The organism is Pseudomonas sp. TMW22090 (assembly GCF_022496665.1).
GTDB lineage: Bacteria > Pseudomonadota > Gammaproteobacteria > Pseudomonadales > Pseudomonadaceae > Aquipseudomonas > Aquipseudomonas gregormendelii.
Genome location: NZ_SCFH01000011.1, coordinates 13,956 through 31,080, shown reverse-complemented (window position 1 = coordinate 31,080; position 17,125 = coordinate 13,956). Strand labels below are relative to the sequence as shown.

The window sequence follows — 17,125 nt, the reverse complement described above, 5'->3', positions numbered from 1 at the left end:
AATCCTTATTCAATCAGTTGAGCTTCTTTGAGCGCGCCGATGGCCGCCAGCCAGCGCGGCTGCTGACGGTATTCGGTACCGGCGAAGGCTTGCCCACGCATCCGCGCAATGCGCTGCGAAGGGGTGACTTTCAGGCGCTGCGCCGCCGACAGGGCAAGCTCTGCCGCTGCGCGGTCGTTGCACACCAGGCCCATGTCGCAACCGGCCGTCAGCGCCGCTTCGATCCGGCTGGCGGCATCGCCGACCACATGGGCACCGGCCATGGACAGGTCATCACTGAAGATCACACCGTCAAATTGCAGCTCGCCGCGCAGGATGTCCTGCAACCAGCGGCGGGAGAAGCCGGCCGGCTGGGCGTCGACTTGCGGGTAGATGACATGGGCCGGCATCACTGCCGCCAGCTGCTTGCTCAACCGGGCAAACGGCACCAGGTCGTTGGCGCGGATTTCGTCAAGGCTGCGCTCATCGTTGGGGATGGCCACATGGGAATCTGCTTCGGCCCAGCCATGCCCGGGGAAGTGCTTGCCGGTGGCAGCCATGCCGGCACTGTTCATGCCGCGAATGAACGCGCCGGCGAGCAAGGCGGCGCGTTGCGGATCACCTTCGAACGAACGGGTGCCGACAACGGCGCTGCGCTGGTAATCGAGGTCCAGCACCGGGGCGAAACTCAGGTCCAGACCCACAGCCAGCACTTCAGTGGCCATGATCCAGCCACATTGCTCCGCCAGGTATTCGGCATTCGGGTTATCGGCAATGGCGCGCATGGCCGGCAGGCGCACGAAGCCCTGGCGCAGCCGTTGCACCCGCCCGCCTTCCTGGTCGACTGCCAGCAACAGGTCGGGACGCACCGCGCGAATCGCCGCGCTCAATTCACGCACCTGGCGTGGGTGTTCGATGTTGCGGGCGAAAATGATCAGCCCGCCCACTTCCGGTTGACGCAGCAACTGGCGATCTTCAGCCGTCAGCCAGGTACCGGCGACGTCCACCATCAACGAGCCTTGCAGGCCAGCAGTCATAGAGATTCCTTGATAACGAAAAACCCGGCGCGTGCAAATTCGCCAACCTGGGCGAGGCCAGGCAGGTCGACGAGTGCAATGGGGAGCGGGTTCAGAACGAGAGTCGGCATGGGCGGCTAGCTTAGCGGATGTCAGCTGCCGCGCCCACCCGTACGCGGTTAAACCTTGGCGGCAACCTGTGTCGATTTACTGCGTGGACGCAACTGCGCGGTGGCCATGGCGGAGTCTGTCACGCCGGTTTCGGCGCGCATGCCGGCGGCCAGGAAAGGCACCATCAGGCGCATGACCTGCTCGATCGACGTGTTGACGCCGAAATCGGTCTCGGCAATCGCCCGCAGCGCCTTGATCCCCGACATGCTGAACGCAGCGGCACCGAGCATGAAGTGCACGCGCCAGAACAACTCGATCGGCGGAATACGCGGGGCAGCCTCGTTGACCAGCATCATGTAGCGGCGAAACACCTTGCCGTACATGTCTTCCAGGTAACGACGCAAATGGCCCTGGCTCTGGCTGAACGCCAAACCCAGCAGGCGCATGAAAATGGACAGGTCGTTACCGCTGCGCGGCTGCACGACCAGGGCCTGCTCAACCAGGATCTCCAGCAGCTCTTCCAGCGTCGGCTTGTTTTCCGGCTTGGCCTGGCGACGTTCCAGCTCTTTATCGAGGCTCAGGCAGAACGGCCCGAGGAAGCGCGAGAACACCGCCTGGATCAGGGCTTTCTTCGAGCCGAAGTGATAGTTCACCGCCGCCAGGTTGACCCCGGCCTTGCTGGTGATCAGGCGCAACGAGGTTTCGGCGAAACCTTTTTCCGCGAACAATTGCTCGGCAGCATCGAGAATGCGTTCAACGGTTTCCGACTGGGCCATGGCTACTCCGCCTGACAAACACTTGTTTGAAACATACGTTTCAGACCCTGTCTTGTCAAGCCTGGCGGTTCGTTTTGGGAATGGTCGGTCAGCTATTTAACCATACAACTGCAAAGCTTCAATCAGGGCCCGGATCGACCGTCCAGCGGCGGGTGAAAAAACGGGCATTGCCAAGACCGTTCCACTGTATATAATCCCAGTCACTGTATAAAAAGACAGAGCGATCAATATGCTAAAGCTGACGCCACGCCAAGCAGAGATTCTGGCCTTCATCAAACGCTGCCTCGAAGACAACGGCTACCCGCCGACCCGTGCGGAAATCGCCCAGGAACTGGGCTTCAAATCGCCGAACGCGGCGGAAGAACACCTCAAGGCCCTGGCCCGCAAAGGTGCAATCGAAATGACCCCGGGCGCGTCCCGCGGCATCCGTATTCCGGGCTTTGAAGCCAAGGCCGCCGACGATTCCACCCTGCCAATCATTGGCCGTGTGGCTGCCGGTGCGCCGATCCTGGCCCAGCAGCACATCGAGGAATCCTGCAACATCAACCCGACCTTCTTTCATCCACGCGCCGACTACCTGCTGCGTGTCCATGGCATGAGCATGAAGGACGTCGGCATTTTCGACGGCGACCTGCTGGCGGTTCATACCACTCGCGAAGCCCGTAATGGCCAGATCGTGGTTGCGCGGATCGGCGATGAAGTGACCGTCAAACGCTTCAAGCGTGATGGCAGCAAAGTCTGGTTGCTGGCTGAAAACCCTGAGTTCGCCCCTATCGAAGTCAACCTGAAAGATCAGGAACTGGTGATCGAAGGCTTGAGTGTCGGCGTCATTCGCCGCTAAAGGAGGCTTTATGCAATTCCCGCACACATCACAGCAAGCCCAACTGCCGTTGTTCGAGGCGTTCATGGTGCAGCCGTTGGCGCCCATCCTCAAAGACGTGGTCGAATCGCCGTGGAGCGCCGAACCGGAAGTCTTCAGCGAACTGTCACTGCGTGGTGCAGCCGGGAATTGCCTCAACCTTCTCGCCCCGATCCTCAGGGAACTGAGCCAGGACCAGGACGCCCGCTGGCTCACCCTGATCGCCCCGCCCGCCAGCCTGACCCAGGCCTGGTTGCGGGACGCCGGCCTCAACCGCGAGCGCATCCTGCTGCTGCAACCACGGGGCACCCAGAGCGCTCAGCAGCTGACGTGCGAAGCACTTCGACTGGGCCGCAGCCACACGGTTGTGAGCTGGCTCAATCCGCTGGGTTCAACCCAACGGCAACAGTTGATCAGCGCCGCCCGGATCGGGGACGCACAAAGTCTGAATATTCGACTGGGCTAAGCGAACCTGCTGCGCGCAAGGATCATGCGCGGGGCTTCTCAAAGGACAGAGAAGCCGAACCGTAGCGGTGACTGCAGAAACCGACGGGCGGGGATCAATGAAGAACCCGCGACCCCTCTTCCTGCTCTAATTCGCCTTCAACCATGCGACCGGCCATCTGCACGCCGACGCTCAACATCGCCTTGGCGACTTCCACGTGCTGGCCTTGCAGGAACGCTTTGGCATCTTCGGAAAAATCCAAAGTCACCAGAGAACCCTCGTCCTCAGCCCTGCGCAGCTCGATACGGCCGTCAGGCAACTCGACAATTTCCAGAAACGACGTTGGCATATAAGTCTGTTCTCCACGAAAGGCGGGGATTATATAGGCATCGGCCATGCTTCGCTCGGGATCTTGACCAGCAGCGCCATTGGCAGCACCGCTGAATCCCCAGCCATCAGCACTCGTTCAAGCCTTCACGAAAACGAATGGCCAAGCCTTTGAGGTTCTGCCGCCAGCTCTCCAGCTCTTCGCGGCTGAGCTCCTGAGGCGCCTGCTCTTCGTCCAGGTTGATCGCCTGGATCAGCGGCTGGGTCACGTCACCCTTGGGCTTGTGTGGAGCACGCGGTGGCTGGAACAGCGCCGAGTACGCGGCCAGCAACTTCGCCAGCCAGGTTTCCGGGTTTTGCGCCAGCTCGACCATCTCGGCCATTTCCGGAATAGCGATGGCTTCGAGCACTTCGCGCGTCAGCAGCATCTCTGCGCGCGGGGCGTTGGCCTGCGGCAGACGGTAGAAGCCGGCGATCTCATGGCACAGGCCCAGCAGCGCGCCGTACAGATGAAACAGCGCCGATTCACGCCCCGCCTGGATCAACGCGAGGGAGTTCATCGCCCGCCCCTCTTCGGCTTTGCCCAGCGCTTCGAGCGACAGGCCGGCGAAATAAATCTTCTGGTTGGTGCGGGTATAGAGTTCGTGGGCCATGACGGCAGCCTCCACAACGAAATAATTGCTTCATGCAGGTCGGACAGTGTCGTGGATACACCTGGCCTGCGGCAAGTAAATCAAAATCAAAAGATCGTCCGAAGGCTGCGATCTTGCCTGCAAAAAAAACCGCATGACGCCCCTCGGGTTTCATGCGGTTTTTTACATCAGCGCCGAATCAAGCCTTGGCTTTCGCCGGGCGCTTGTCTTCTACCGTCCACTTGCCGCCGTCGTAGTACGCCTTCCAGCCAGTCGGCTTGCCGTCGACTTCTGTCTGCACGTACTGCTCCTTGGTCTTGCGGCTGTAACGAATCACTGCCGGCAAGCCATCCGGGTCCTTCTTCGGTGCTTCGCAGAGGAAGTGGTACTTCGGATCGATCTCGTCCTTGTGCGGAATGATCTCCATCACCAGGGGCGCACGAGTCTCACGGTTTTTCGGGAACTGGCTGGCGGCCAGGAACAACCCGGAAGCACCGTCGCGCAGGATGTAGGTGTCGTTGACCTTCTCGCACTTGAGCTCGGGCATCTTCACCGGGTCCATCTTCGGCGGCGCCGCATCACCGCTTTTGAGCAGCTTGCGGGTGTTCTTGCAGGTCGCGTTGGTGCAGCCGAAGAACTTGCCGAAACGGCCGGTCTTGAGTTGCATCTCGCTGCCGCACTTGTCGCATTCCAGGCTCGGACCTTCGTAGCCCTTGATGCGATAACTGCCTTCTTCGATCTCGTAGCCGTCGCAGTCCGGATTATTACCGCAGATGTGCAACTTGCGCTTCTCGTCCAGCAGGTAGGCGTCCATCGCCGTGCTGCAGATCGGGCAGCGATGCTTGCCGCGCAGCACCAGGGATTCGGACTCGCCCTCGTCGTCTGCGGCAATTTCATCGCCCGGCACCAGGTTGACGGTGGCCTTGCAGCGTTCTTTCGGTGGCAGGCTGTAGCCGGAGCAACCGAGGAACACGCCGGTCGATGCCGTACGAATCTGCATCGGACGACCGCACACCACGCACGGGATGTCCGTCATCACCGGCTGGTTGGCGCGCATGCCACCTTCGGCGCTTTCAGCTACTTCGAGTTTCTTCTTGAAGTCGCCGTAGAACTCGTCCAGCACACTTTTCCAGTCGCGCTCGCTCTTGGCCACGTCATCGAGGTTCTCTTCCATGCCGGCCGTGAAGCCGTAGTCCATCAGGTTCGGGAAGCTCTCGGACAGGCGCTCGGTGACGATGTCGCCCATTTTTTCCGAATAGAACCGGCGGTTGTGCAGTGCAACGTAGCCGCGGTCCTGGATGGTCGAAATGATCGCGGCGTAAGTCGAAGGACGACCGATGCCGCGTTTTTCCATTTCCTTGACCAGGCTCGCTTCCGAGTAACGCGCAGGCGGCTTGGTGAAGTGCTGGGTCGGATCAAGCTTGATCAGCTTCATCGAGTCGCCCTGGGCCATGTCCGGCAGTACATCGTCATCGCCAGGCTTGACGATCTGCGGCATGACGCGGGTGTAACCGTCGAACTTGAGGATACGGCCCTTGGCGCGCAACTCGAAATCACCCGCGCCCACGGTAACGGTGGTCGACAGGTATTGCGCCGGCAGCATCTGGCACGCCAGGAACTGGCGCCAGATCAGCTCGTAGAGGCGCTCTGCATCACGCTCCATGCCCGACAGCTTGCTTGGCTCGGTATTGGCGTCAGAAGGACGAATCGCTTCGTGAGCCTCCTGTGCGCCTTCCTTGCTGCTGTAGACGTTCGGGTTTTCGGGCAGGTACTTCTTGCCGAACTCGGTCTCGATGTAGCTGCGCGCCATGGTCACGGCATCAGCCGAGAGGTTGGTGGAGTCGGTACGCATATACGTGATGTAGCCGGCTTCATACAGACGCTGGGCCATCATCATGGTTTTCTTCACGCCGAAGCCCAGGCGGTTACTCGCGGCCTGCTGCAGGGTGGACGTGATGAAGGGCGCAGACGGCTTGCTGCTGGTCGGCTTGTCTTCACGCTTGACGATGCTGTAGCTGGAAGCCTTGAGCTTCTCCAGCGCGGCCATGGCCTGGGTTTCGTTAAGCGGCTTGAAGGCCTCGCCTTTCTCGCGGGCAACGTCAAAGCGCACGGTGGCGCCCTTGGCGGTGCCGAGGTCGGCGTGGATTTCCCAGTATTCTTCAGGGTTGAACGCACGAATTTCGCGCTCGCGATCCACCACCAGCTTCACGGCAACCGATTGCACGCGACCGGCAGAGAGGCCACGGGCGATCTTGGCCCACAGCAGCGGCGACACCATGTAACCCACCACGCGGTCGAGGAAGCGACGCGCCTGCTGGGCATTGACGCGGTCGATGTCCAGCTCGCCGGGCTTGGAGAAGGCTTCCTGAATCGCCTTCTTGGTGATTTCGTTGAACACCACGCGCTTGTAGCGGCTGTCGTCGCCACCGATGGCTTCGCGCAGGTGCCAGGCAATGGCTTCCCCCTCTCTATCCAAGTCGGTTGCGAGATAGATGGTGTCAGCATCCTTGGCGAGCCGGCGCAGCTCTTCGATGACCTTTTCCTTGCCCGGGAGGATCTCGTACTTGGCTTTCCAGCCGTTATCGGGATCGACGCCCATGCGGGAGACCAGTTGCTTGCGCGACTTCTCTTTCGGCGTGAGCACCGGGCCTTCGCCCGCAGCGGCCTTGCCGCGCTTGGCGGCCGGCTCTTTGCTGGCGCTAGCCGAACCGCTGGTGGGCAGGTCTCGGATATGGCCGATACTCGACTTCACCACGTATTGGTTACCCAGATACTTGTTGATGGTCTTGGCCTTAGCCGGGGATTCCACAATGACCAGCGATTTGCCCATGGATCAGAAAATTCCTGAATTCTAGAAGTGAAAGGCGGTTGGCGCCTGACGCGGCACCGCTATATATAGTGGCTACAAGATGAGGTCAAGCGCAGGGTTCGGCGCGCACTCCGCTTATGCCTTCGAAAAAACACTCGGTTCGGCCTGCACCAAAGCAAAGCGTGGCACCTGTTCGCCGTCAACCTCGACCGACTCCAGGAACATGCTCAAGGGACGCACCCAAAAGCCGTAATCACCATACAGGGCTTGGTAGAAGACCACTTCTTCTTCTGTTTCCGAATGTCGCGCAATGCTGAATACGCGGTACTGCGGACCTTTGTAATGTTGGTAGAGCCCAGGTAGTAACGGCATGGTTTGGCCCTCGCACAAATCTTTTCAAAATAAAAATAAAAAAAATTTCAGAAAAACAAAAACCGGGGCACTTGGCCCCGGCTTCCATCAACGTAACGCTTAAACGCGTTCGAAGACGGTGGAGATGCCTTGGCCGAGACCAATGCACATGGTGGCAACCCCGAGGCTGCCGCCATTTTGCTTCATCACGTTCAGCAGAGTGCCGGAGATACGCGCTCCGGAGCAACCGAACGGGTGACCCAAGGCGATCGCGCCGCCGTGCAGGTTAACCTTCTCGTTCATCTTGTCGAGCACTTTCAGATCTTTCAGCACTGGCAGGGCCTGTGCGGCGAAAGCTTCGTTGAGCTCGAAGAAGTCGATATCGTTGATGCCAAGGCCCGCACGTTTAAGTGCTTTCTGGGTGGCCGGTACTGGACCATAGCCCATGATCGCCGGGTCCACACCTGCCACTGCCATCGAGCGGATCACCGCCAGCGGCTGGATGCCCAGGTCCTGTGCACGTTGCGCCGACATCACGATCATGCACGAGGCACCATCGGTGATCTGCGACGAAGTACCGGCTGTCACGGTGCCGCCCTTGGGGTTAAACGCTGGCTTCAACGCCGCCAGGCTTTCCAGGGTGGTTTCCGGACGAATGGTTTCGTCGTAGTCGAACAGTTTCAGGAAACCGTTCTCGTCGTAGCCCTGCATCGGGATGATCTCGTCCTTGAACTTGCCTTCCACCGTCGCCTTGTGAGCGAGCTGGTGGGAACGCACGCCAAAGGCGTCCTGCTGTTCGCGAGTAATGCCGTGCATCTTGCCGAGCATTTCCGCGGTCAGGCCCATCATGCCCGAGGCTTTCGCCGCGTACAGCGACATGTGCGGGTTCGGATCGACACCGTGCATCATGCTCACGTGACCCATATGCTCGACGCCGCCAACCACGAATACGTCACCGTTGCCGGTCATGATCGCTTGCGCCGCAGTGTGCAGCGCGCTCATCGAGGAGCCACACAGGCGGCTGACGGTCTGGCCGGCAGCGGTGTGCGGGATCTGCGTCATCAGGGACGCCATGCGGGCGATGTTCCAGCCCTGCTCCAGGGTCTGGTTGACGCAGCCCCAGATCACGTCTTCGACTTCGTTAGGATCAACCTTGACGTTGCGTTCCAGCAGTTTGCTGATCAGGTGCGCCGACATGTCTTCGGCACGGGTGTTGCGGTGCATGCCGCCCTTGGAGCGGCCCATCGGCGTACGACCGAAGTCGACAATCACGACGTCTCTTGGATTCAAGCTCATAAAATTTCACTCTCGCTCAAGTGTTGGGACGCTTAACCGAAGAACCGCTGGCCAGTCTTGGCCATTTCACGCAGTTTTGCGGTCGGGTGGTACAGCGCGCCCAAATCAGCGTACTGGTCAGCCAGGGCAACGAACTCGGCAACACCGATCGAATCGATGTAGCGCAGCGCGCCGCCACGGAATGGAGGGAAACCAATACCGTAGACCAGACCCATGTCGGCTTCGGCGGCGGTTTCGACAATGCCGTCTTCCAGGCAACGCACGGTTTCCAGGCACAACGGGATCATCATCCAGTTGATGATGTCTTCGTCAGTGACTTCGCGCTGCTCGTAAACGATCGGCTTGAGCACTTCCAGCACCGACGGGTCGGCCACTTTCTTCTGCTTGCCCTTCTTGTCGGTCTCGTAGGCGTAGAAGCCCTTGCCGTTCTTCTGGCCCAGGCGCTTGGCTTCGTAGAGCACGTCGATCGCCGAACGACGGTCGTCTTTCATGCGATCCGGGAAGCCTTCAGCCATCACGTCACGACCGTGGTGACCGGTGTCGATGCCGACCACGTCCATCAGGTACGCCGGGCCCATTGGCCAGCCGAATTTTTCCATGACCTTGTCGATGCGCACGAAGTCCACACCAGCGCTGACCAGCTTGGCGAAACCGCCGAAGTACGGGAACAGCACGCGGTTGACCAGGAAGCCCGGGCAGTCGTTGACCACGATCGGGTTCTTGCCCATTTTCTTGGCGTAGGCAACGGTGGTGGCAACAGCCAGCTCGCTGGACTTCTCGCCACGGATCACTTCCACCAGCGGCATCATGTGCACCGGGTTGAAGAAGTGCATGCCGACGAAGTTTTCCGGACGCTTGAGGGCCTTGGCCAGCAAGGTGATGGAAATGGTCGAGGTGTTGGACGCGAGGATGGTGTCCTCTTTGACCTTGTCTTCCACTTCGGCCAGTACGGCCTGCTTGACTTTCGGGTTCTCGACCACGGCTTCGACCACCAGGTCCACGTGACCGAAGTCGCCGTAGGACAGGGTTGGACGAATGCCGTTAAGCACTTCGGCCATTTTCGCAGCCGTCATGCGGCCTTTATCAACGCGGCCAACCAGCAGCTTGGCGGCTTCAGCCAGGCCCTGCTCGATACCGTGCTCGTTGATGTCCTTCATCAGGATCGGCGTACCTTTGGAAGCCGACTGATAAGCGATGCCGCCGCCCATGATGCCGGCGCCCAATACAGCAGCCTGCTTCACGTCGCGAGCGATTTCGTCGTAGGCCTTGGCCTTTTTCTTCAGTTCCTGATCGTTCAGGAACAGACCGATCAAGCTCTGCGCAGCAGAGGTCTTGGCCAGTTTCACAAAACCTGCCGCTTCGACTTCCAGAGCCTTGTCGCGACCGAAGTTCGCGGCTTTCTGGATGGTCTTGATCGCTTCAACCGGCGCCGGGTAGTTCGGGCCAGCCTGACCGGCCACGAAACCTTTGGCGGTTTCGAAGGCCATCATTTGTTCGATCGCGTTCAGCTTGAGCTTTTCCAGTTTCGGCTGGCGCTTGGCCTTGTAGTCAAACTCACCGGAAATGGCGCGCTTGATCAGTTCAAGGGCCGCTTCCTGGAGTTTCTCAGGAGCTACCACTGCGTCTACAGCGCCAACTTTCAGCGCGTCTTCAGCACGGTTTTCCTTGCCGGCGGCAATCCATTCGATAGCGTTGTCGGCACCGATCAGGCGCGGCAGGCGCACGGTACCGCCGAAGCCCGGGTAGATGCCCAGCTTGACTTCCGGCAGACCAATCTTGGCCGAAGTGGACATGACGCGGTAGTCCGCCGCCAGGCACATTTCCAGACCGCCACCCAGGGCGATGCCGTTGATCGCGGCGACAGTCGGGACGTTGAGGTCTTCGAAATCGCTGAATATCTTGTTGGCTTCGAGGTTGCCTGCAACAAGCTCTGCATCGGGCAGCTTGAAGTTCTCGACGAATTCGGTGATGTCGGCGCCGACGATGAAAACGTCCTTGCCGCTGCTGACGATCACACCCTTGATCGAAGCATCTGCCTTGATGGTGTCTACGGCCTGACGCAGTTCGTTCAGGGTTAGACGGTTGAACTTGTTGACGGACTCACCCTTGAGGTCGAATTTCAATTCGACGATGCCACTTTCAAGAGCCGTAACCGTGATGGCTTTACCTTCGTAAATCATCAACTGATCTCCACGATATGGAAGCTGAACAGTACACGTCGGACGCAGGCGAATGGCTTGGCAGGACGTTATTCGTCGATGCTACGCCAATCCACCCGGCACACCCGCCAACGCGATAGTCGGGATTCGTAGGAGCGATGCGCAATGCAAACGCTCAATTCATACGCCCGTTTGATTTGGGTACGTCACCTTCACGGAATTTCAGGCAATTGTCAATCGCCCAAAATACGGGCGCAAATGCGACTTTGCGGTCATTTCCGTTACGCGAAGATCTTCAACACGCGGGTGCATGTGTGGCCATTCATAGAATCAATAGTTAGAAAAGTCGCCCTAATTCGCGGCAGCTTCCGTTTAAGAGGCTACGCTGGCGGGGACCTGGAGGAAAATTTATCAACGCTTAGACGAATGCCAAGCGTAAGATCAGCCCACACCGTTTTCCGGCCTGCCTGGCCAACCCGGCCCGATGTTGATGTCGGGCTTTTTATTGTCTCGGGAAATGTGGATGGCACCGGTGGATGTCACACCGCGGATGCCACCGTTTTCAGGCCAGGGCCTTGAGGGTGGCGTCGATTTGTTGCAAAACACTCGCCTCGCCCTTCTCCCCCCAATACAGGGTGATCATTTGCTGATCCGCCTCGACCTTGTAGACGTTGTCTGGCAATTTTTCGAAATGATTCAGCAGCGCCTGATCTTCGCAAACTTCCTGCCACTGATTCACCCAGACCCCAGGGGCTTTCTGCCAGTAACTCCAGCAGGCCGGCCGCTTGCCGCGTCGTGGCCGATGGTACTGCGCGCACGGGCTTGGCGGCTCCTGGCTGAGCCAGTGCGGCCACTCCACGGGCGCCAGTTGCATGGCCAGGCCCATGCGTCGCGCCTCCATGCGCAGGGCCATGCGACCGCTCTGGCCACGGGACGGCCGCAACCATGCCAGTGGACTCAAAACCACCAACAGGATTGACACCACTATCCAGACCGTCATATCAGTACTCCGTTTTTACAGGCATCGTTTTTTTAAATGAGCGCGTCCGGGTCACTTTGGAACCGCTGCGCTTGAAACCAGCCATACTTATCACTATTGCCATTCCCAGGAGGAGCACCTCATGCCCTACCACCATATTCTGGTCGCTGTAGATCTAACCGAAGAGTGCGACCCTGTAATCCACCGTGCTCGCGAACTGTCGGTGAGCAACGGTGCCAAGCTGTCCCTGGTGCACATCGTCGAACCGATGGCCATGGCCTTTGGCGGCGACGTGCCCATGGACCTGTCGCAACTGCAACAACAGCAGTTTGACCAGGCCCGCGAGCGACTTGACCGGTTGATCATCAAGTACCCGGAGCTGTCCAAGGAATTCAGCCACCTGACCTACGGCCAACCGCGCCAGGAAATCCATCACCTGGCCAAGGAGCAAGGCTGCGACATGATCGTGGTGGGCAGTCATGGCCGCCATGGCCTGGCATTGCTGCTGGGCTCCACGGCCAATGACGTGCTGCACGGCGCGCCGTGTGACGTGCTGGCGGTGCGCCTGCAAAACAAAAGCTGACAACACAATCCCCCGTAGGAGCTGCCGAAGGCTGCGATCTTTTGATCTTGATTTTGATTTTTTAAAGCAAGATCAAAAGATCGCAGCCTTCGGCAGCTCCTACGGGTGGTCGTATTCCATAAGAAAGCCCGGCCTCATCTCTGAACGCCGGGCTTTTTTATTGCGGGGTTAATCAGGCGTCCAGCTCGGCCCAACGCTCCACCATCACTTCCAGTTCCGCCTGCAACTGCTCCAGCTGAGCAATCACCGCTGCGGTTTCCGCCGCAGGACGCTGGTAGAACGCGCTGTCGGCCATTTGCGCTTCAACCGCGGCGATCTGCTGCTCCATGGCTTCGATCTGACCCGGCAAGGCTTCCAGCTCGCGCTGCAGCTTGTAGCTGAGTTTCTTCTTTGCCACTGGCGCTTCAACCGCAGCAGCTACAGGCGCCGCCTCGGCAGTCACCACCGCCGACGTCAGGTCGGCTTTACCCGATTTGCTCTCGGTCACGCCCAGCAGGCGCGGCGAGCCACCCTGGCGCAGCCAGTCCTGATAACCACCGACGTATTCGCGAACCTTGCCTTCACCTTCGAAGACCAGGGTGCTGGTGACCACGTTGTCGAGGAATGCCCGGTCGTGACTGACCATCAGCACGGTGCCGTTGAAGGTCAGCAGGACCTCTTCCAGCAACTCGAGGGTTTCCACGTCGAGGTCGTTGGTCGGTTCGTCGAGCACCAGCAGGTTGGCTGGTTTGCTGAACAATTTGGCCAGCAACAGACGCGCACGCTCACCACCCGACAGCGCCTTGACCGGCGTGCGGGCACGCTGCGGGCTGAACAGGAAGTCGCCCAGGTAGCTCAGCACGTGGCGGCTCTGGCCGTCGATGTCGATGAAGTCGCGGCCTTCGGCCACGTTGTCGATCACGGTCTTTTCCAGGTCCAGCTGATGACGCAACTGGTCGAAGTAGGCCACGTCGATGCGCGTGCCCTCCTCCACTGTGCCGCTGGTAGGCTGCAGGCCGTTGAGCATCAATTTCAGCAGCGTGGTCTTGCCGGTACCGTTGGCGCCGAGCAGGCCGATACGGTCGCCGCGCGTCAGGACCATCGAAAAATCCTTGATCAGGAACGGGCCGCCCGGATGCGCGAAGCTCACGTTCTCCAGGACCATCACCTGCTTGCCGGACTTGTCGGCAGTGTCCAGCTGGATGTTGGCCTTGCCGGTGCGCTCACGACGCTCGCTACGCTCGACGCGCAATGCTTTCAATGCGCGAACACGGCCTTCGTTACGGGTACGCCGGGCCTTGATGCCCTGGCGGATCCACACTTCTTCCTGGGCCAGCTTCTTGTCGAACAGCGCGTTGGCGGTTTCTTCAGCGGCCAGCGACGCTTCCTTGTGCACCAGGAAGCTCGCGTAGTCGCCGTTCCAGTCGATCAGGCCGCCGCGATCCAGTTCCAGGATGCGGGTCGCCAGGTTCTGCAGGAAAGAACGGTCGTGCGTGATGAACAGCACGGCGCCCTGGAAATCCTTCAGCGCTTCTTCCAGCCAGGCGATGGCACCGATGTCCAGGTGGTTGGTCGGTTCGTCGAGCAGCAGCAGGTCCGGCTCGGAAACCAGGGCCTGGGCCAGCAGCACGCGACGACGCCAGCCACCGGACAATTGGGACAGGGTCTTGTCGGCCGGCAGTTGCAGGCGGCTCAGGGTGCTGTCGACCAGTTGCTGCAAGCGCCAGCCGTCACGGGCTTCGAGGTCGTGCTGGACGTGCATCAGCTTGTCCAGGTCGGCGTCGGTGACGATGTTCTGGCTCAGGTGGTGATACTGCGCGAGCAGCTCGCCAACACCGTCCAGGCCTTCAGCCACCACGTCGAACACGGTCCGCTCGTCGGCTACCGGCAATTCTTGCGGCAATTCGCCAATCTTGAGGCCGGGGGCACGCCAAACGGAGCCGTCATCCGGCTTCTGGTCGCCCTTGACGAGCTTCATCATGCTGGACTTGCCAGTGCCGTTGCGGCCGATGATGCACACCCGCTCTCCACGGGCGATCTGCCAGGACACCTTGTCCAACAACGGCGTAGAGCCGAAAGCAAGGGACACATCGCTGAATTTGAGCAGGGTCATGAGCTTCTCCAAAAACCGGGCGCGCATTCTACCTGACTTGAGGCTGCAAAAGGCCGGCAATTTCAATGTCGGGGCACTCTGCATGACAAATGTTGCGAACTGATGCCAAGAGGCCGGCAAAGCTTTCGCCGGTCGCTGGCAAAAGGCTAAGCTACAGATTATTCAGTGCGGGTCCTGTCCGCACTTGTCATGATTTCTCTGCCCGGATGTCTCATGCGCAGTCGCCTTTTCAGTCTTTTTTCATGTTTGCTTCTTTCTGCCTCTGCCATCCAATCAGCCCAGGCGGTGGACCTGTCCACCCAGCGCCAATACTACGACGAAGCCAAGCGCGCGCTGGCCAAGGGCGATACCGGCCCTTATATGCGCTACAGCCAGGCCCTGGCCGATTATCCGCTGGAACCTTACCTGGCGTATGACGAACTGACCGCGCGCCTGAAAACCGCCAGCAATGCCGAAATCGAGAAATTCCTCGCCGAGCACGGTGACCTGCCCCAGGCCAACTGGATGAAACTGCGCTGGCTGCGCTGGCTGGCCGAACGCGGCGACTGGGCACCCTTCGTCAAGTATTACGACCCCAAGCTCAACTTCACCGAGCTGGACTGCCTGAACGCGCAGTACCAGATCGGCCATAACCAGAAATCCGAAGGCTACGCCAACGCCAACAAGCTGTGGCTCACCGGTAAATCCCTGCCGGCCGCCTGCGATGGCTTGTTCGGGGTGTGGGCCGCCGATGGTCAACTGACTGAACAGAAACGCTGGGAGCGCACCAAGCTCGCGGCCCAGGCGCGCAACTATCCGCTGGCCAACAGCCTGGTCAACGGCCTCACCACCCTCGCCCCCCGCGGCCGCTTGCTGGTGGATGTAGCGCAGAAGCCCGAGCTGCTCAACCAGCCGTCACGCTTCACCCCGGCCGATGAGCCGATGTCCGACGTCGTCAGCCTTGGCTTGCGCCGCCTGGCGCGCCAGGACCCGGACAAGGCCATGGCCCTGCTCGACGGCTATGCCAGCAGCATGCATTTTTCCCGGGATGAAAAAGTCGCCATTGCCCGGGAAATCGGCCTGACCCTCGCCCGCCGGTTCGACGCCCGGGCGCTGGATGTGATGACCAAGTACGACCCGGAGCTGCGCGACAACACCGTATCCGAATGGCGCCTGCGCCTGTTGCTGCGCCTGGCGCGTTGGGATGATGCCTATCAGCTGACTCGCCGCCTGCCCCAGGACCTGGCGACCACCAACCGCTGGCGCTACTGGCAGGCCCGCAGCCTGGAACTGGCCCAACCGCAGAACCCGGAAGCGCAGACGCTGTACAAGGGCCTGGCCCGCGAGCGTGACTTCTATGGCTTCCTGGCCGCCGATCGTTCGCAATCGCCCTACTCGCTGAACAACAAGCCGCTGGTGCTGAGCCAGGCACTGATCAACAAGGTGCGCAATACACCGGGCATTCGCCGCGCGCTGGAGTTTCATGCTCGCGGGCAGATCGTCGACGGTCGACGCGAGTGGTATCACGTCAGCCGCCACTTCAACCGCGATGAAATGGTCGCCCAGGCCAAACTGGCCTATGACCTGAAATGGTATTTCCCGGCGATCCGCACCATCAGCCAGGCGCAGTATTGGGACGACCTCGATATCCGCTTCCCGATGGCTCACCGCGAAACCCTGGTGCGTGAAGCCAAGGTCCGCGGCCTGCATTCCAGCTGGGTCTTCGCCATTACCCGCCAGGAAAGCGCCTTCATGGACGACGCCCGCTCCGGCGTCGGCGCCAGCGGCCTGATGCAGCTGATGCCAGCCACCGCCAAGGAAACTGCACGCAAGTTCAGCATTCCCCTGGCCTCGCCTCAGCAAGTGCTCAACCCGGACACCAACATCCAGCTTGGCGCCGCTTACCTGAGCCAGGTTCACGCCCAGTTCAACGGCAACCGCGTCCTCGCCTCCGCCGCCTACAACGCCGGCCCGGGCCGCGTACGCCAGTGGCTACGCGGTGCCGATCACCTGAGTTTCGACGTGTGGGTGGAGAGCATTCCGTTTGATGAAACCCGGCAGTACGTGCAGAACGTGTTGTCGTATTCGGTGATCTACGGGCAGAAGCTCAATTCGCCGCAGCCGCTGGTGGATTGGCATGAGCGGTATTTTGATGATCAGTAAGATTTATTGAAGCAAGATCAAGAGATCGCAGCGGTGCCCCCGTAGGAGCTGCCGAAAGCTGCGATCTTTTGACTTTTGATTCTGATCTTCAAACCCAAATCGCATCCCACAACGGATAATCACCAACCCGCCGAACCAACCCCGCCCGCAACGGATTCATGACGATGTACCTCGCCGCCCCCTTGATGTCTTCGTCACGCCGCAACACTCGGTCGTAATACCCCCTCTGCCACACTCGCCCCTGATCTCCACGCAGCAGATTGATCGAACGGCTGCTCCTGGACTTGATGCGACACATCAACTCCGCGAGCGTCCCGTGCTTAAGCTCAATCAGCCAATGCAGGTGATCCGGCATCACAACCCATGCCATGGAACTGATCGCCGCCCCCTCATCGGCGCAGCGCAATTGATCCACCAACAGGCGGCCCAAGCGCCAGTCAGCAAACACCGGCTGACGCTGATGAGTGACTGCTGTCAGCAGATAAATACGACCCTGCTCAGAAAATCTGGACCTACGCAGGCGACATCCATTTGCGGCGATGGGCATTCCGTTGCCCTCCCTGAAACAT

15 protein-coding genes are annotated in these 17,125 nt (G+C 60.0%); 4 read left to right on the top strand and 11 right to left on the bottom strand.

Annotated elements, in window-relative coordinates; all coding sequences use genetic code 11:
* Positions 1–5: 5 nt before the first annotated feature.
* Entirely contained in the window at positions 6–1,016 is a 1,011-nt protein-coding gene (nagZ, locus tag EQV97_RS25425) for a beta-N-acetylhexosaminidase (RefSeq protein WP_240890284.1), read from the bottom strand.
* A 158-nt stretch (positions 1,017–1,174) separates the two neighbouring features.
* Positions 1,175–1,882: a TetR/AcrR family transcriptional regulator gene (locus EQV97_RS25420; RefSeq protein ID WP_008037709.1), complete on the bottom strand. Its 708-nt coding sequence runs from the start codon at positions 1,880–1,882 to the stop codon at positions 1,175–1,177.
* 229 nt (positions 1,883–2,111) lie between these two features.
* Between EQV97_RS25420 and lexA the strand changes: the two genes are divergently transcribed.
* Together lexA and sulA are read left to right on the top strand one after the other, a co-directional pair.
* A complete protein-coding gene (lexA, locus tag EQV97_RS25415; protein ID WP_122838163.1) occupies positions 2,112–2,723 on the top strand; it encodes a transcriptional repressor LexA in 612 nt (203 codons plus the stop codon).
* Positions 2,724–2,733: 10 nt separating this feature from the next.
* Entirely contained in the window at positions 2,734–3,207 is a 474-nt protein-coding gene (gene sulA, locus EQV97_RS25410; protein WP_045062425.1) for an SOS-induced cell division inhibitor SulA, read from the top strand.
* Between the two features lie 94 nt (positions 3,208–3,301).
* Here the strand turns inward: sulA and EQV97_RS25405 are convergent, their stop codons facing one another.
* From EQV97_RS25405 to EQV97_RS25375, 7 genes are all read right to left on the bottom strand, one after another.
* On the bottom strand, positions 3,302–3,535 hold the full coding sequence (locus EQV97_RS25405; RefSeq protein ID WP_045062423.1) for a hypothetical protein: 234 nt from the start codon (positions 3,533–3,535) through the stop codon (positions 3,302–3,304).
* 106 nt (positions 3,536–3,641) lie between these two features.
* Positions 3,642–4,166: a DUF6586 family protein gene (locus tag EQV97_RS25400; RefSeq protein ID WP_122838162.1), complete on the bottom strand. Its 525-nt coding sequence runs from the start codon at positions 4,164–4,166 to the stop codon at positions 3,642–3,644.
* A 178-nt stretch (positions 4,167–4,344) separates the two neighbouring features.
* Complete coding sequence (topA, locus tag EQV97_RS25395) at positions 4,345–6,975, bottom strand: type I DNA topoisomerase (protein WP_122838161.1); 2,631 nt, start codon at positions 6,973–6,975, stop codon at positions 4,345–4,347.
* 114 nt (positions 6,976–7,089) lie between these two features.
* Positions 7,090–7,326, bottom strand: a complete 237-nt coding sequence (locus EQV97_RS25390) for a DUF1653 domain-containing protein (protein WP_240890283.1) — start codon at positions 7,324–7,326, stop codon at positions 7,090–7,092.
* A 99-nt stretch (positions 7,327–7,425) separates the two neighbouring features.
* Positions 7,426–8,601, bottom strand: coding sequence for an acetyl-CoA C-acyltransferase FadA (gene fadA, locus EQV97_RS25385; protein WP_045062413.1), 1,176 nt, complete (start codon positions 8,599–8,601; stop codon positions 7,426–7,428).
* Positions 8,602–8,633: 32 nt separating this feature from the next.
* Positions 8,634–10,781 carry a fatty acid oxidation complex subunit alpha FadB gene (gene fadB / locus EQV97_RS25380; RefSeq protein ID WP_045062410.1) on the bottom strand — a complete coding sequence of 716 codons (2,148 nt, stop codon included), beginning with the start codon at positions 10,779–10,781 and terminating at the stop codon, positions 8,634–8,636.
* Positions 10,782–11,322: 541 nt separating this feature from the next.
* Complete coding sequence (locus EQV97_RS25375; RefSeq protein WP_122838159.1) at positions 11,323–11,760, bottom strand: hypothetical protein; 438 nt, start codon at positions 11,758–11,760, stop codon at positions 11,323–11,325.
* A 121-nt stretch (positions 11,761–11,881) separates the two neighbouring features.
* Here EQV97_RS25375 and EQV97_RS25370 point away from each other — a divergent pair, with 121 nt between their 5' ends.
* Positions 11,882–12,322 (top strand): universal stress protein, encoded by a 441-nt coding sequence (locus tag EQV97_RS25370; protein ID WP_122838158.1) that lies wholly within the window; start codon positions 11,882–11,884, stop codon positions 12,320–12,322.
* A gap of 172 nt (positions 12,323–12,494) precedes the next feature.
* Here EQV97_RS25370 and EQV97_RS25365 read toward each other — a convergent pair whose 3' ends face one another.
* Positions 12,495–14,414 carry an ATP-binding cassette domain-containing protein gene (locus EQV97_RS25365; RefSeq protein WP_122838157.1) on the bottom strand — a complete coding sequence of 640 codons (1,920 nt, stop codon included), beginning with the start codon at positions 14,412–14,414 and terminating at the stop codon, positions 12,495–12,497.
* A gap of 213 nt (positions 14,415–14,627) precedes the next feature.
* Between EQV97_RS25365 and EQV97_RS25360 the strand changes: the two genes are divergently transcribed.
* Entirely contained in the window at positions 14,628–16,556 is a 1,929-nt protein-coding gene (locus EQV97_RS25360; RefSeq protein ID WP_225570617.1) for a transglycosylase SLT domain-containing protein, read from the top strand.
* Positions 16,557–16,644: 88 nt separating this feature from the next.
* On the opposite strand, the gene EQV97_RS25355 is transcribed toward EQV97_RS25360, so the two are convergent.
* Positions 16,645–17,103 (bottom strand): transposase, encoded by a 459-nt coding sequence (locus EQV97_RS25355; protein ID WP_122838155.1) that lies wholly within the window; start codon positions 17,101–17,103, stop codon positions 16,645–16,647.
* Between the last annotated feature and the right edge of the window lie 22 nt (positions 17,104–17,125).

What these genes read in the sequence shown, in the direction of transcription:
- sulA (WP_045062425.1), top strand. Translation starts at nt 2,734, where the DNA reads ATGCAATTCCCGCACACATCACAGCAAGCCCAACTGCCGTTGTTCGAG.
- EQV97_RS25390 (WP_240890283.1), bottom strand. Translation starts at nt 7,326, where the DNA reads ATGCCGTTACTACCTGGGCTCTACCAACATTACAAAGGTCCGCAGTAC.
- nagZ (WP_240890284.1), bottom strand. Translation starts at nt 1,016, where the DNA reads ATGACTGCTGGCCTGCAAGGCTCGTTGATGGTGGACGTCGCCGGTACC.
- EQV97_RS25405 (WP_045062423.1), bottom strand. Translation starts at nt 3,535, where the DNA reads ATGCCAACGTCGTTTCTGGAAATTGTCGAGTTGCCTGACGGCCGTATC.
- fadA (WP_045062413.1), bottom strand. Translation starts at nt 8,601, where the DNA reads ATGAGCTTGAATCCAAGAGACGTCGTGATTGTCGACTTCGGTCGTACG.
- EQV97_RS25400 (WP_122838162.1), bottom strand. Translation starts at nt 4,166, where the DNA reads ATGGCCCACGAACTCTATACCCGCACCAACCAGAAGATTTATTTCGCC.
- EQV97_RS25375 (WP_122838159.1), bottom strand. Translation starts at nt 11,760, where the DNA reads ATGACGGTCTGGATAGTGGTGTCAATCCTGTTGGTGGTTTTGAGTCCA.
- EQV97_RS25365 (WP_122838157.1), bottom strand. Translation starts at nt 14,414, where the DNA reads ATGACCCTGCTCAAATTCAGCGATGTGTCCCTTGCTTTCGGCTCTACG.
- EQV97_RS25360 (WP_225570617.1), top strand. Translation starts at nt 14,628, where the DNA reads ATGCGCAGTCGCCTTTTCAGTCTTTTTTCATGTTTGCTTCTTTCTGCC.
- topA (WP_122838161.1), bottom strand. Translation starts at nt 6,975, where the DNA reads ATGGGCAAATCGCTGGTCATTGTGGAATCCCCGGCTAAGGCCAAGACC.
- EQV97_RS25355 (WP_122838155.1), bottom strand. Translation starts at nt 17,103, where the DNA reads ATGCCCATCGCCGCAAATGGATGTCGCCTGCGTAGGTCCAGATTTTCT.
- lexA (WP_122838163.1), top strand. Translation starts at nt 2,112, where the DNA reads ATGCTAAAGCTGACGCCACGCCAAGCAGAGATTCTGGCCTTCATCAAA.
- EQV97_RS25420 (WP_008037709.1), bottom strand. Translation starts at nt 1,882, where the DNA reads ATGGCCCAGTCGGAAACCGTTGAACGCATTCTCGATGCTGCCGAGCAA.
- fadB (WP_045062410.1), bottom strand. Translation starts at nt 10,781, where the DNA reads ATGATTTACGAAGGTAAAGCCATCACGGTTACGGCTCTTGAAAGTGGC.
- EQV97_RS25370 (WP_122838158.1), top strand. Translation starts at nt 11,882, where the DNA reads ATGCCCTACCACCATATTCTGGTCGCTGTAGATCTAACCGAAGAGTGC.